This window comes from Thermosporothrix hazakensis, from assembly GCF_003253565.1.
GTDB lineage: Bacteria > Chloroflexota > Ktedonobacteria > Ktedonobacterales > Ktedonobacteraceae > Thermosporothrix > Thermosporothrix hazakensis.
The window spans coordinates 433209-447168 of sequence record NZ_QKUF01000001.1 but is presented as its reverse complement, the minus strand read 5'-3'; the positions used below and the strand labels follow the sequence as shown (position 1 = coordinate 447168).

Below are 13960 nucleotides of genomic sequence, written 5' to 3'. Positions count from 1 at the left end.
TGAGGGGGAACTTCCCCCTCACCATCTGGCACCAAAAGGAGAGAAACGATCATGGGAAACCCTGCTATGGTGAAGATCTTCGATACGACGTTGCGCGATGGTGAACAATCGCCCGGGGCGACGATGACCCTGGCTGAAAAGCTGCTGGTTGCTGAGCGCCTGGCAGACCTTCGTGTTGATATTCTTGAAGCTGGTTTCCCTGCTGCGTCCCTTGCTGATTTCGCTGCGGTCAAAGAGATCGCCAGGAGGATGCAGGGAAAGGGTGTTGCGGTTGCGGCTCTGGCGCGTGCCAATGCCAATGATATTGAACTGGCCTGGGAGGCGTTGCGTGATGCTGAGCAGCCAGTGATTCATATTTTCATGGCAACGTCTGATCAGTTTCAGCAGCGCCATCTGTCGCTTTGCCGCGAGGAGGCGCTACAGCGTGTCCGGGCGATGATCTCTTATGCACGGCGGCTCTGTCCAACGGTCGAGTTCTCGGCTGAAGATGCGACGCGTACCGAGCGTGAGTATCTGTATCGCGTGCTCGAAACCGCCATCAGACAGGGTGCAACCACGATAAACCTTCCTGATACGGTCGGCTATTCCTCTCCTGAAGAATATGGGGCGCTTTTCCGTCAGGTGTGCAAGCACGTGCCGGGCATTGAGGCGGTGACGCTGAGCGCGCACTGTCACGATGATCTGGGGCTGGCGACAGCAAATGCGCTGGCCGCGATTCGTGCCGGGGCGCGACAGGTTGAGGTGACAATCAACGGCATTGGTGAACGAGCCGGTAATACAGCGCTAGAAGAAGTGGTGATGGCGTTGCGCACGCGCGCTGATGCCTTCGGCGTTGATACGCGGATTCGGACCGAGCATCTGGTCTCGGCGAGTCAGCTTGTAAGTCGGCTGACGGGCTTGCCTGTCCAGCCAAACAAGGCGATTGTTGGTGCAAACGCGTTTGCTCCCGATGTGACGTTTATGACACCGCAATCTGTGGGCCGCGCAGAGGTCAATGGCGTGCTCTGCAAGCAGGCGGGACGCTATGGGCTGGATGCACATCTGCGCCAGCTTGGCTACAGACTCTCAGCGGAACAGTTGAAGCGGGTCTATCGGCGCTTTGTGACGCTGGCCGACGAAAAGAAGATTGTGACGGACGACGATTTGATTTACATGGTTGAATGTAGCCGTGAAACGCCTGTGGCGATCTGAGCGCTTCCTATCATTTCGGAAGATGACAGTCCAGGATGGTTTTCTAGTAGTGTAGGGATGCTGGCGCGGCGCAATGTCGCGCCCGTCAGCTTTTATGATATAACAGAGAAGGGAGGTTCTATGTCGTTTGCAGATGTCTCACCTGAAGAGCAGAAAGAGCGAGGGGTCCCGACACTTCAGGACGAGGGTTTTGCTTATTTCGAGGGAAAGATTGTTCCGATGAGTGAGGCAAAGGTCAGCATTGCGACCCATGCGCTCCAATATGGGACCGGCTGCTTTGAGGGCATTCGGGGCTATTATAATGAGAAGCATGGACGGCTCTATATCCTGCTCATGCGCGAGCACTATGAGCGAATGGCCGATTCAATGCGCCTGCTTCGCATGGATATCAAGGAAACCGTTGACGATTTGTGCCGTATCACTGTTGATCTGGTGCGACGTCATGGCTACCATCAGGATGTCTATATTCGACCGTTCGCCTATAAGTCGGAATGTACGATCAGGGTGGGTTTGAGCGGGATCAAGGATGGTCTGGCTATTTATGCCTTCCCTATGGGGAACTATGTTGATATCAGCGATGGCCTGAGCGTCTGTACCTCCTCCTGGCGCCGTGCGAACAGTAACGCTATGCCGGTGCGTGCCAAAGTCACCGGCGTGTATGTAAACAGCGCTCTCGCGGTTAGCGACGCCAAAGAGGCGGGTTTTGACGAGGCTATTATGCTGACGCATGATGGCTATATCTCGGAGGCCAGTTCCTGCAACATCTTTGTGCTGCGTGGAGGCAAGCTTGCAACGCCCGCCGTTTCAGAAGATATCCTTGAGGGGATCACGCGAAACGCCTTGATTGAGCTGATTCAGAACGAGTTTCAGATACCCATTGAACAGCGGCGGATCGATCGTACCGAGCTTTATGCGGCGGACGAGATCTTCACCTGTGGGACCGGCGTTCAGGTTTCTCCGGTGACGCATGTGGATCACCGCCCGATTGGCACTGGACGCCCTGGGACGTTTACAATGGAACTGCAACAGGCCTATCTTGCGGCTTGCCGTGGCGAGAATGAGCGCTATATCCACTGGGTGACACCTGTATAGCGTGTGTCCAGGGAAGAAAAGACTCATTTTCGGAGGATAGACTGTTTCTGTTACCTTTGTACTTGCTTGAATGCTATTCTTGAAAAACATGATAGAATGATGCCAAACCAGAGAAAGGATGGAGTATGCATCGTACATCAGAAAGGCAGGTAGCCGCCGATGGCACTGGTATTACCTGCTTCAATCACAGTCTTAACGCCCGCAACGTCGGCTAATCTGGGTCCTGGCTTTGATAGTCTGGGACTTGCTTTGCAGCTTTATAACCGTTTTACCGTGGAAGAAGTGGACGGCGATCCTCTCCGACCACAGATAGAGATACAGGGCTCATTAGGAGCACAGTTATCGACGGAGCCGGATAACCTCTTTTTCAAAGCCTTTGCACTGCTCTTTGAGCGTCAGGGAGTTCCCTTACCAGCGATCAAGATTCGCATGGAGATTCGGATCCCACCTGGCTGCGGTCTGGGAAGTAGCGCGACTGCGGCTGTTGGGGGTCTGGTCGCTGCGAATGAATGGTTGCGCCGCCAGAACAGGGCGTTACCTCAAGAAGAGTTGCTGGAACTGGCCGTTGCCGTGGAGGCCGGGAATCATCCAGATAATGTGGCCCCGGCGCTACTCGGGGGCTTGGTCGCAACAACCAGCGTCGGCGGAAACATCAGGGCCATTAAAACGCCATTCCCTGGTGATCTCAAGGCGGTCATCTTTACTCCTTCGTTTTCAATGGATACGGTCGCGGGGCGCAAGCTGCTCCCGTCCAGTTATCCAAAAGCAGATGTGACGTTTAATACGGGTCGCGTGGCGTTGTTGCTGACAGCACTCCAAACAGGACAGTATGATTTGATCGGGGAGGCGATGCAGGATCGTTTGCATCAGCCCTATCGTCAGGCGCTTTTCCCTGCAATGAATAATATCATTCAGGCTGCTGTCGAGGCCGGAGCCTATGGAGCCTGTCTTTCTGGTGGGGGGTCATCTCTGATTGCACTGGCGAGTTCTCGTTTTCAGGCCATTTTGCGCGCAATGGAAGAGACTGCGCGCGCGGCTGGCATCGAAGGAACTGGCCTTATTCTACGTGCCGATCAGACCGGGGCACGCGTGCTGCAAGGAACGCGGGCTCGTTCACGAAAGGATGTCAGAGCACGTTATGGTAATCAATTCTGCTGGTCACCAGCCAGGCCAGGAAGCAGGTGAGAGGAGTAATCGCACAAAAATGGCTTTGTCTCCAGATGTAGCTGAAGTTCTATCCAGAATCTCGCTCCGTTGCGTTGAGTGTCTGGCCCTGTACCCCGCTGTCGAGGCCGGACAGTCCGAGAGCGGGGCGGCGATTCCGCGCTATCGGTGTGAGTGTGGGGGGGTGCTTGACGTAGAAATGGATTTTTTACCATCCAGACCCACCTATGGGGATGGGCAGGCGTTGTTCGATTTTGAGAGTCAGGGATGTGATGCACCAACTGCTGGAGCCGACTGGCGGCAGATTTTTGATGAGCGCTTTTCGTCGCCCCCTATCTGGTCAATCAGCACCGATAAGGTGTTGCTGGATTGCAGCGGTGTCTGGCGTTATCGCGAACTCATTCTTCCGGCTCCCGAACAATACGTCATCAGTCGTCCAGAAGGAAACACCAATCTCTATCCTGTTGGTATGGAAAATTGCCCTGTTGGCCGGGCCGGACATCGGCATATTGGAGCCTATGCGGGTCTGGAAACCTTTTTCCTTAAACACGAGGGTGAAAATCCCAGTGGTAGCTTTAAAGATCGCGGTATGACGGTTGGCGTCACTATGGCGCATATGCTTGGCGCGAAAGCGGTTGCCTGTGCCTCGACGGGAAACACCTCCGCCTCGCTGGCCTCATATGCGGCCCAGGCAGGAATGCGCGGAATTGTTTTCCTGCCCGGTGGCAATGTCGCAAAAGGAAAGCTAGCACAGTCGCTGGCGTATGGAGCGCAGACGATTCAAATTTCTGGTGATTTCGATGATGCAATGCGTCTGGTTGAGCAGGTCTGTAATGAGCTTGGAATCTATCTTCTGAACTCGCTGAACCCGTTCCGGGTGGAGGGTCAGAAGGCGATCGGTTTTGAGATCCTGCAACAGCTTGATTGGCAGGCTCCTGATTGGTTGGTGCTGCCTGCGGGCAATCTGGGCAATACATCCGCTATCGGCAAGGCATTCCGGCAGGCGTATCAACTATCACTGATCAATCAAATTCCACGAATTGCCTGCATTCAGGCTGAGGGGGCGAATCCATTCTATCGCAGCTTTATGCAGAACTTCGCTCGCAAAGAGTCCGTTCAGGCACAGACGGTCGCGACCGCGATCAAGATCGGTGATCCGGTCAGCTATAGCCGTGCGCGCCAGGTGATCGAAGAGACTGAGGGCGTGGTTGAAATGGTGAGCGATATGGAGATTCTGGCTGCAAAGGCGGTGATTGATCGGGCCGGAATCGGCTGTGAGCCTGCCTCCGCTGCCACACTCGCAGGGGTACGCAAACTGGTGGATCGGGGGATTATCAAGCATGATGAACGAGTTGTTGGTATCCTGACAGGCAACTTGCTCAAGGATACGGTGACGGGTTTGCCGGAGCCGGAGAGCATGGTGATTGAGCCCACATTTGACGCTGTCAGGAAAGTACTCGACTTCTAGCTTAAGCGCACAATGTGTTTGACTTCAAAGGATAGGCAGGAATGCTCTGTCTATCCTTTTCCTCTTACTCGTTTCCCCTTCTCAGCTTCTGTTTTATGCGATGCTTGCCGATAAGAGATTCAGGACGCATGGACTTTTTCTGTACAGGTAGAAGCGGCAGGGAAGGATTCCGCGTCTTCCTTTGTTTCAATATATGTACCCCTTTGTGTGCCGAATATGCTATAGTTAGTGCATGTGAGCGAGCAGCAAAGGCTTCCAACTGAAGACACAAAGATACGTATAGATAGATAACGACATATGTACCCTTACACGCTGAACTGGTGATGTGCTGATGAAGTTTTTGAAACGATTGAAAGATCTGATACCCCCCTGGCAGATGCCGTCGGAGCCCAGGAAGGCGATAGGCTGGTTCTTGCAATGGCTCTTTACGCTGATTGTGCACTTTTTCTGGATTCCGCTGGCCGTCTACGTGGTCTATCAGACATATAGCGTCTGGATTACACAGAATCCGTTCCTCGGCATTCTGAGCGGCATTATAGCGATCTTCGGGGGCCTGGTGTTCTGGGCGTTACTCTACGGCCTGTTGCTGGTGCTGAATATGGTGACAGGTATCTCGCGGGTGATCTCCGATGTCAACCGGATGCAGGAGCAATTGTACTCACAACAAACTCCGTTTAACTCGCTTTTCGGGAATATGCGCAACCCCGCCGATATGGGCCGCGTGGTTGAAGGTGAGGTCGTTGAAGATGAGTATACGAACAACAGACGACCGCCCGCGAATGGCATGATTATTCGGGTGGTTGAGGAAGATCCGAAGCAGTCACACAACAAGTAAACAAGCAGGGAAATGGGGAGAGCACCGTTAAAGGGTGCTCTCTCTATTTTGTTGCTTCCAGAGCTTCCAGGCGCTATCATCTGCTGCCGGGACATAAGAACGCAGAAACTCGCCCTGCCCGCTGATGCGATAAGCTCCAAGTGTGGCGGGAAGCACAAGCGTCTGACCACGAGTCAGAGTCTCGTTCTGGTTGAAGCCCTCTCCATAGGAGATCTGAAGCGATGCGCCAAGTGAGGTGACAATCACACAACTTCCCGAGGTCTTGTCCTCAAGCGTACCGTGTGAGGTGAGGGTGACGGCACGAGAGACAAAATACTTGCAGGCAACCAGACACCGCTCTTCATAGCCAACGGTGCCGGGAAGCGCGACCGGGCGCATCTTGATCTGAGGTGAGGCCGTGTAGTGTGAGACATCCAGCGATTTCTCAATATGCAGCTCGCGCGGCTTGCCGGATGCGTCGAGGCGACCATAATCGTACATGCGGTAGGTCACGTCGGAGTATTCCTGGAGTTCATAGAGCAGGATGCCCTTTCCAATGGCATGCACGGTTCCTGCTGGCACAAAGACCACGTCTCCGGGGTAAACCGGCTCCTCATGCGTCAGAGTATCAAGCGTGACGTTCTCAATGGCCTGACGGACCTCTGCGCGGGTGGTTTTCCCCTTAAAACCGTGCACGATGCTCGCGCCGGGCTCAGCGGCCAGAATATACCAGTACTCGGTTTTGCCAAGCTTTCCGCCCTCGTACTGCGCGGCGTAGTCATCCTTCGGGTGAACCTGGACCGAAAGCTGTGCATTCGCGTCGATAAACTTGGCAAGGAGCGGGAAGCGTTGACCAAAGATCGCGGTTGCCTGTTCTCCAAGAAAATCGGTTCCGAGCAGCTCGACGACCTCACCTAGCGTTTTGCCTGCATAGGGGCCGTTCTGAACCACGGTGCTGACCTCTGTCTCCCAGGATTCACCGATTGCGACATCGCCGGGGGGGAGCTGTTTCCAGTTCTCATCTCCGAGGCGGCGCCCCCCCCAGAGCGTTTCATGTAGTGACGATTCCAGACGAATTGGATAGAAATAGCGCAACTGATATCTCCTCTTTACGCTGCCGATGGATTTCTTACAAGACAAAACGCCTGCCTGTTGTCCAGCGTCGCAGTTTTCAAACATGCGCACGTTTTCATTGGCAAGCGGCAATGTCTCTCACGTCAATGCTGTCTCAAGCGAGTGGGGCGTTGTGTCTATTGTGTGAGCAGTAAGACGCCCTCAATCTGGCGACGCAGTTTGTCGCGCATCATAATCCCTTTAATGCGGTGTACTTCTTTTCCTGCTTTAAAGAAGACAAGCGTCGGGATGCCATCGACTTCCCACTGCTGCGTGAGTGTGGGTTCGCTTTCTACGTTGACTTTCGCAACGGCGATACGCTCTTGAAAGTCTTTACTGGCGGCCTCAAGCTCTGGCTCCTGAATCTGACAGGAGTTACTGTTTTCGGCATAGAAGTAGACTATGACAAGCTGTGAAGCCTGAAGAACCTTCTCAGCAAAATCTTCGTTTGTAACGGTAAAGCATGTATCTGTCATACTATCCTCTTATAGGAATAAAGAATAAAGCCCTTTGACCCCCAAATTATCACCCCGAGGGGCTCCTGTCAAGCAAGAAGGGGGCACAAGGATGGTTTTGAGAACGTGACCGGCGTGAAAGGAAACGCGCTCCTTTGTTCTATTTTACCCATATCTCATGAGCTATGAGCGTGCGGGAGGAGCGATAATGCTTTCGGCATCTTCGATCAGATAGCGATAGCCCTGCTCAGTCAGGAAAAGTTGACGATTCGCGGAAAAGTCTTGATCGCGGGTATCGCGGGTGACGATCGTGTAAAAGTAGGCGGGGCCGCCATCTCCCTTTGGACGAAGGATGCGACCGAGGCGCTGTGCCTCTTCCTGCCGTGAGCCGAAGGTACCGGAAACCTGAATTGCGACGTTGGCATCGGGAAGGTCAATCGCGAAGTTCGCGACCTTGCTGACCACCAGTCGCTTGATTGTGCCCTGACGAAACTGCTCGTAGAGCTTCTCGCGCTGTGCGTTCGAGGTGCGTCCGGTCAAAAGTGGGGCTTGAAGTTCCTGTGCCAGTGCCTTGAGCTGCTCAAGATACTGCCCGATTATCAGAATCTGATCCTGTTGATGTTGCTCCACAAGATGATGGACAAGAGCATGTTTGGCGGGGTTCTCAGCGGCAAGGCGATATTTCTCGCGGGTTTCGGCCATAGCGTAGGGTAACTGCAACTCCTCCGCCAGATTAACGCGAATTTCATGGCATTCTGCCGTTGCGATCCAGCCCTGACGTTCCAGCTCACGCCAGGGGACATCATATTTTTTCGGGCCAATCAGGCTGAAGACATCGGCCTCACGCCCATCTTCGCGCACCAGGGTCGCGGTCAGGCCGAGACGCCGACGGGCCTGTAGCTCGGCGGTGACACGAAAGACGGGAGCCGGAAGCAGATGCACCTCATCATAGATAATCAGGCCCCAGTTGTAGTTTGTTAGCAGCGCGAAGTGAGGGTAGCTGTCCTCTTCGGTGCTGCGACGATAGGTGAGCATCTGATAGGTGGTGACGGTGATTGGCGCGATCTCCTTGACCTCGCCTGTATATTCGCCGATCATTTCCGGAGGGATATCGGTTTTATCCAGGATTTCCTGTATCCATTGTCGTACGGCGACGGTGTTGGGAGTCAGGATCAGGGTGGCACGTTGTAACAGGGCCATCGCCGTCAGGCCAACAATTGTCTTGCCCGCACCACAAGGTAGCACAACAACGCCGCTGCCACCACCGGGAGCGCCTCCAGCGTAGAAGGCATCGGCGGCTGCCTGTTGATAAGCGCGTGGGGCGAAAGGTTTGTCCTGCATGGTGGTGCTGCGGAGCGCGAAGGGCAGCGGTGAGCCATCAGTGTAGCCTGCGAGATCTTCTGCCGGGAACCCGATCTGAATAAGCGCCTGTTTGATATGACCCCGGCGCGAGGCATCGACACGCAGGGTGTGACGGTCAATCGCTCCAAGAATATAGGGTTGCAGGCGCTGCTGGCGCTGGATTTCAAGCAGCAGATAGGCATCTTCGGAGGTGAGGAGCAGGCCCTGCTCATCGCGGATCAATTTCAGCCGACCGTAGCGCGCCATATATTCGCGGATCTCGCTGATGATGTTGGCTGGTAGCGGATATTTGCTATAGTGCTGAAGTTGCTCAAGCACCCGATCGGCATCCATTCCACCTGCGGCGGCATTCCAGAGCGAGAGCGGAGATAAGCGATAGGTGTGAATATGCTCTGGCGATTTTTCCAGTTCGGCAAACTGAACCAGGGCATCCCGTGCCGCGGCATGCTGTGGATGGTCGACTTCCAGGAGAATGGAGCGATCGCTTTGCACAATGAGCGGGTTCTGCGGTTGTATCACCTTCTATCACACTCCGGGCATTGCAGCCCATTTCTTGATATAGTTGATTACGGCGGTGACGGCTGGCTCCTCATAGCCACGCATTAAATGGCGGGCGCCAGTAACCACTTTGATTCCTTTTGGTCCGGTCATCTGTTCGACGAAGGGTTCGAGCTTGTGAAGCGGGCAGATCTCGTCAAATTCGCCGGTGACAAATAATTTTGGGCGTTCAAATGGGCGTGGGAAACCTGCCATAGCGCGAAATAAAGGTAAGCTGATTGCAACAATAGTGCGAATGCGTGGATCAAAAGGGCCGTAGAGAAGGGAAATATAGGCTCCGAAACCATGTCCGATCACGCATAGCTTGGAGGGGTTGATATTTCTCTGGGCAAGCGCCAGATCAATTGCTCCTGCCAGATCCAGCGGTTCCAGACGTCCATCTGTCTGTTGCCCCTGGCTTTTGCCGACGCCCCGAAAGTTAAACCGGATGGCAAGGATACCGGCTGCCGCCAGATGCCGGGCCAGAGCGACGATAAGTGGATCGTTCATATTGCTGCTGGCGGGCTGAGGGTGACAGAGGATCGCCACCGGAGCAGCCTTGATGTTGGCGGGTTCATGGAGAACCCCTTCAAGGAGACAGGCAGGTTGTCCCTTGCTGTAGAATGAGATAGCTCTCTCTGCTTGTGCTGCTAAGGTCATATTGTGCCCTTTTATCTACCGTATAATCTATCTCTTTGACATCTATCTTATCGCAGTCGGGGGCAGGCGTCAACTTTTCTGCTGAGTCCAGCCTCCGGATACATCGTCAGGTAAAAGGAACTACCCTGTGAAAGCCTGAAAAATCGAGATGAAGAACATAAATCAGGGCTTCAAATACTTTGCAGAGACTACGAAGGATGTTATACTGAATATGACGTATGTGTACATATTTTTGCTTATGTTGTTGGCATATGTCAATTGAGGAAGCTTGTTCCTGTTTTCGTGTGCTATATCCTTGTACGCTTACTGGAAAACGATCACACATCTATTTTAAGGGGTGAACGCGGGTGTTTATATTCTTTTTATTTAACACACCAAATAACCTCTTTGGCCTGTGATCCACGTACTATCCGGCTTCCTTTCGGGGGGAGGGAATGTCCGATAGGCTTGCTTCCAGGTAGCGCTTGCGGCTTTTCGGGATCGCATGGTTGTACCTTGTTTTATTTTTTTTTTCGGTCTGTTTGCAGACTCGTGCAGTGAAAAGAATGGGATCGCCCTGTTTATTTTAGTAGGTCGACTGTACGACATTTCGCGTTTGCCTTCCGAAAAGAGGATATGTATACGGATAGGGGAACCGGCTGTATACGAATAAACTGACATTTGTTGTACACGACAAATCCATTGTTTATTCTGTATACGATGTCTGTTTAGTGAAATGTAGAGGCAGGAGTACACATGTCCAGCATCTTGGTCATCGAGGATGAGAAAACAATCACTAGTTTGCTTATGGAGAAGCCAGGACTAGGCGGGTGTCAGGTGACTATGCTCCTCAATGGCAGTGCTGCTGTAGAGTTTGCCTTGCGTGAAATTCCTTCTCTCATTATCATTGATTTTGCCTCTCCGGGTATTGATGGCTATGCGCTGGTCGAAGAATTGCGAGATCTCCCCAAATGTATGCATATACCGGTCATTGCCATTAGCGATGAGGATGATCTGGACGCGAAGGTGCGAGCCTATGAGGTTGGGGTGGATTGCTACCTTGTACATCCCTATGCCGAGCTTGAGCTACTGGCGCTGGTTCGGCGTCAGCTTCGCCGGGTTCAACAGGCCTCGCTCTCTCCCCTCACGCAGTTGCCCGGAGGCTTGCAACTGGAACAGGCCATTGATGATAAACTGAGGAGCATGCAGCCCTGGAGTATTCTCTACCTCGATCTTGACAATTTTAAAGCCTTCAACGATGTGTATGGCTTCTTGATCGGGAACGATATGATCCAGCTCCTGAGCCGGATCTGTCAGAGTGTTGTCTATCAATATGGCAATAGTGACGATTTTGTCGGGCATATTGGAGGTGATGATTTTCTCATTGTGACCACTCCTGATCGTGACGAGAAATTGTGCAAGGAGATTCTGCGCCTCTATCAGGACGAAAGCCAGAGTCTCTATCGCCAGGAAGATCTTGAACGCGGGAAGATCAGCGGGATTGATCGCAATGGAAAACCCTGTGAGTTTCCTCTGGTTACACTCTCTATCGGCGTTGTACGGGATCAGCGCTCTGCTGGCATCGATGAGATAGGATCGCTGACCGCTGCCGCGAAGTGTGGTGCAAAGCGCTCTTCTGATAGTGTCTTCGAGATTTCCCCCCGGGAAAAGTATTCCCTCGACCATTGCTCCTGCTCCTCAGCCAGAAGCTCCGTTCTGGCCTTTGCCCAATCTGGCACGATGGAACAAAAACTCAGGAGCTTTATACAGCTAGATGGGTCTCTGGTGAAACAGACATAATATTTTTCCGGGTCTCCGCTATTTTGTCATTTTGTGCTATGCTTTCACTATGATGATCCCTTGTTTTTCTGAGAGGTGTAATGTTTACAGAGAACGATATTCTGCAACAACAGGAGTCTGAAGACCAGGCTCGTCGCGCGGCGTTACGCGAGAACGCGAAAAGAGTGTTCCGTGAAAGTGGCCTCGGTGATATTCTGCAAGCGCTGAATAAGAACGTGCTGAAAGGGCGCGGGCGCTTTGAAGAGTATGACACGATGGTGCTCTTCAAATGGGGCACCGGCTATACGGCTCGCCATATCTGGATTGAGGTGGTAGAGAACTCGATTCGTTTCCGCTTGCGACCTCATCTCAAATGCGCGCATCCCGCGCCTCAGTGTGATGGCGAGTATCATACGCTGACGCGTGAGATGTGGTCTGATCGCGCTTTCTTACAGTCGGAAGTCAAGCGCTACTACGACCGTCCTGTTGCTGAAACCACAGCCGATTAAGTCCGAAGCAGTAGAAGGAAGAATGGCGGTATAAAAAGGGAAACGAGGGCCTTGCGCTTATTGCCTGCTTCCGTCATGTGAGTGGCGTCAGTGGCAATAAGTATGCTGCCCCTCGTCTGTTGATGTGTGCATGCATTTGCTGATAGCGCGGAGTGGCAAGGAAATGCTCGCGCTCGCTTTCGCTGCCCCAACTCAAAAAATGAAGATGCACTGCTCCCTGTGCAATCGTTTTCTCCGTTCGGTTCTCCTCTGGAATCCCTCGCGCCAGAAAGGCAAAGGCCAGCAACATTTGGAGCTCCTCATTTTGCAAGGCGCTGATCGCCTCCTGTTGCAGGCTCTGTCCGTACTCTGCCCGTGCCTGAATCAGATGCAGTGCTGCGGTCTTGATCTGGGCTGTTGAGCGACTGTAGCCCCATTGATAGTACATCAACCATTGATAAGGCGGCGCTTTCAGAAGCTCGCCGACAGTCGTTTGCAGGGCTTTTTTCGGGTTGTAGCGCTCCTGTAGGTCGAACCAGCTTTCCTCATCATCCCAACTTGTCAACAGCACATAAATAGAGCCCTTCTCGTTTCCACGCCCCTGCCCATAGTAGCTCTGAAGCGTCAGCAGGCCGGGCGCGTTGCGAATGGTCTCGTTCACAAGGCGCAGCCGCATCTCGCTTTCCGCCTCAGTTCCAGAGGCTACATATGCCATTGTGACAACCAGTAGTTCCATTGAATATCTTCCATTCTTAGTTCTTGCGTATGTTAGGATAGCATAGCTCTGTAGCCAGGAGCAAGCAGAATGCTGCAAAATGTGGCTTTTTGCTGGCAGAACGGCTACGCTCTTACGCCTGGCATAATACAGGTTGTATACTGCTTGTGTGGGATCGTCATAGCTCTCGCTGGAGGTTTTTCGATGCGTGACCCTGGTATGGTACCCCGTGACCCCATTGAGTGGCGACAGGCCGGGCCCGAGGACGCCGCTATCTGGGTGTCGGTAACCCGACGCAGCGCCGATCAGTTACATTTTGAACCGGAAGAGGCTCAGCTTGCGCGTTACGATGAGGAGAGCCCTGAGCGGCAGGCTGAACGTTTTTTGCTCTGGCGTGGGTCCGAGCCGATAGGCCGCCTGCGCTTTTCCGCGTATAAAGATACTGCTTTTTTGCATGGACTGGTTCTGTTGCCGGAGGCCGGGGGGCGTGTGGCCGCGCAGGTTGTGGCTGAGGCGCTGGTGCGAGCAGCGGCGGGTGGGGCCCGCTACCTTCATGCGACCTATCCTGCCGCCTATCTGGCCTCGTTTGCCTCGTCTGGCTTTCAGGAGTTGCGACGGCGCACGATTATGATTGCTCCGACTGATCTCGCGATGCCGCTGTTCCCGCTGCCTGCCTCGTTGCGGGTGCGTGAGATTGCCTCGCATGATCTGGATCAGGTCGGCATTCTGCTACAGCGTGCCTATGAGGCGGGCCCCGATAACCTGCATGCCGATGTCGCAGGCTGGCGTTGGGAGGTCCGGTCGACGTTGGAGGGCGCTTTTGGTCCGTTTATTCCAGAGAGTTGCTTTGTGGTTGAACATAGTCTGGATCGGTTTAATCTGGTCGGGGTGATTCTGGTTCATCTGGAACGAGGGATGCCACGTATCAGGCATATGGTGGTAGCGCCTTCGTTTCGTCATGTGGGGTTGGGCCGTTTTCTGGCGGTGAAGGCCATGCGGCGGCTGCGTGAGCTTGGCTATGCTTCTTTACTGTTACATGTGACGCTTGATATTCCAGCGGTGCATCTCTACCATCAACTGGGCTTTGTTGAGGCAGGGCCAACCTATATTGAAGCTGAACGACATCTGGTGAAATAAAAGATC

At 53.5% G+C, this 13960-nt stretch carries 13 protein-coding genes; 8 read left to right on the top strand and 5 right to left on the bottom strand.

Annotated features, from left to right (window positions below; translation table 11 throughout):
* The first annotated feature begins 51 nt into the window (after positions 1-51).
* The 5 genes from EI42_RS01910 to EI42_RS01890 all read left to right on the top strand — a co-directional run bounded on the left by EI42_RS01910 (position 52) and on the right by EI42_RS01890 (position 5750).
* Entirely contained in the window at positions 52-1191 is a 1140-nt protein-coding gene (locus EI42_RS01910) for a 2-isopropylmalate synthase (protein ID WP_111318265.1), read from the top strand.
* Between the two features lie 120 nt (positions 1192-1311).
* Positions 1312-2283, top strand: a complete 972-nt coding sequence (locus tag EI42_RS01905; RefSeq protein ID WP_111319535.1) for a branched-chain amino acid transaminase — start codon at positions 1312-1314, stop codon at positions 2281-2283.
* A 159-nt stretch (positions 2284-2442) separates the two neighbouring features.
* Positions 2443-3468: a homoserine kinase gene (thrB, locus tag EI42_RS01900; RefSeq protein ID WP_111318263.1), complete on the top strand. Its 1026-nt coding sequence runs from the start codon at positions 2443-2445 to the stop codon at positions 3466-3468.
* A 19-nt stretch (positions 3469-3487) separates the two neighbouring features.
* Positions 3488-4915 (top strand): threonine synthase, encoded by a 1428-nt coding sequence (gene thrC / locus EI42_RS01895; RefSeq protein ID WP_211325991.1) that lies wholly within the window; start codon positions 3488-3490, stop codon positions 4913-4915.
* 331 nt (positions 4916-5246) lie between these two features.
* On the top strand, positions 5247-5750 hold the full coding sequence (locus tag EI42_RS01890; protein ID WP_111318261.1) for a hypothetical protein: 504 nt from the start codon (positions 5247-5249) through the stop codon (positions 5748-5750).
* 27 nt (positions 5751-5777) lie between these two features.
* Here the strand turns inward: EI42_RS01890 and EI42_RS01885 are convergent, their stop codons facing one another.
* The 4 genes from EI42_RS01885 to EI42_RS01870 form a co-directional block, all read right to left on the bottom strand.
* Entirely contained in the window at positions 5778-6824 is a 1047-nt protein-coding gene (locus tag EI42_RS01885; protein ID WP_170142285.1) for a type I phosphomannose isomerase catalytic subunit, read from the bottom strand.
* Positions 6825-6979: 155 nt separating this feature from the next.
* On the bottom strand, positions 6980-7318 hold the full coding sequence (locus EI42_RS01880) for a thioredoxin family protein (RefSeq protein ID WP_111318257.1): 339 nt from the start codon (positions 7316-7318) through the stop codon (positions 6980-6982).
* 162 nt (positions 7319-7480) lie between these two features.
* The gene (locus EI42_RS01875) at positions 7481-9175 is read right to left on the bottom strand and encodes a DNA repair helicase XPB (protein WP_111319531.1); all 1695 of its coding nucleotides are present in this window, start codon (positions 9173-9175) and stop codon (positions 7481-7483) included.
* A 9-nt stretch (positions 9176-9184) separates the two neighbouring features.
* Positions 9185-9856 carry an alpha/beta hydrolase gene (locus tag EI42_RS01870; RefSeq protein WP_111318255.1) on the bottom strand — a complete coding sequence of 224 codons (672 nt, stop codon included), beginning with the start codon at positions 9854-9856 and terminating at the stop codon, positions 9185-9187.
* 735 nt (positions 9857-10591) lie between these two features.
* Between EI42_RS01870 and EI42_RS01865 the strand changes: the two genes are divergently transcribed.
* On the top strand, positions 10592-11635 hold the full coding sequence (locus EI42_RS01865) for a GGDEF domain-containing response regulator (RefSeq protein WP_111318253.1): 1044 nt from the start codon (positions 10592-10594) through the stop codon (positions 11633-11635).
* 80 nt (positions 11636-11715) lie between these two features.
* Positions 11716-12123 (top strand): hypothetical protein, encoded by a 408-nt coding sequence (locus EI42_RS01860; RefSeq protein WP_111318251.1) that lies wholly within the window; start codon positions 11716-11718, stop codon positions 12121-12123.
* 73 nt (positions 12124-12196) lie between these two features.
* On the opposite strand, the gene EI42_RS01855 is transcribed toward EI42_RS01860, so the two are convergent.
* Entirely contained in the window at positions 12197-12838 is a 642-nt protein-coding gene (locus EI42_RS01855; protein ID WP_111318249.1) for an antibiotic biosynthesis monooxygenase, read from the bottom strand.
* 183 nt (positions 12839-13021) lie between these two features.
* Here EI42_RS01855 and EI42_RS01850 point away from each other — a divergent pair, with 183 nt between their 5' ends.
* On the top strand, positions 13022-13954 hold the full coding sequence (locus tag EI42_RS01850) for a GNAT family N-acetyltransferase (protein WP_170142284.1): 933 nt from the start codon (positions 13022-13024) through the stop codon (positions 13952-13954).
* Positions 13955-13960: the final 6 nt, after the last annotated feature.

What these genes read in the sequence shown, in the direction of transcription:
- EI42_RS01905 (WP_111319535.1), top strand. Translation starts at nt 1,312, where the DNA reads ATGTCGTTTGCAGATGTCTCACCTGAAGAGCAGAAAGAGCGAGGGGTC.
- thrC (WP_211325991.1), top strand. Translation starts at nt 3,488, where the DNA reads ATGGCTTTGTCTCCAGATGTAGCTGAAGTTCTATCCAGAATCTCGCTC.
- EI42_RS01890 (WP_111318261.1), top strand. Translation starts at nt 5,247, where the DNA reads ATGAAGTTTTTGAAACGATTGAAAGATCTGATACCCCCCTGGCAGATG.
- EI42_RS01855 (WP_111318249.1), bottom strand. Translation starts at nt 12,838, where the DNA reads ATGGAACTACTGGTTGTCACAATGGCATATGTAGCCTCTGGAACTGAG.
- thrB (WP_111318263.1), top strand. Translation starts at nt 2,443, where the DNA reads ATGGCACTGGTATTACCTGCTTCAATCACAGTCTTAACGCCCGCAACG.
- EI42_RS01880 (WP_111318257.1), bottom strand. Translation starts at nt 7,318, where the DNA reads ATGACAGATACATGCTTTACCGTTACAAACGAAGATTTTGCTGAGAAG.
- EI42_RS01860 (WP_111318251.1), top strand. Translation starts at nt 11,716, where the DNA reads ATGTTTACAGAGAACGATATTCTGCAACAACAGGAGTCTGAAGACCAG.
- EI42_RS01865 (WP_111318253.1), top strand. Translation starts at nt 10,592, where the DNA reads ATGTCCAGCATCTTGGTCATCGAGGATGAGAAAACAATCACTAGTTTG.
- EI42_RS01850 (WP_170142284.1), top strand. Translation starts at nt 13,022, where the DNA reads ATGCGTGACCCTGGTATGGTACCCCGTGACCCCATTGAGTGGCGACAG.
- EI42_RS01870 (WP_111318255.1), bottom strand. Translation starts at nt 9,856, where the DNA reads ATGACCTTAGCAGCACAAGCAGAGAGAGCTATCTCATTCTACAGCAAG.
- EI42_RS01910 (WP_111318265.1), top strand. Translation starts at nt 52, where the DNA reads ATGGGAAACCCTGCTATGGTGAAGATCTTCGATACGACGTTGCGCGAT.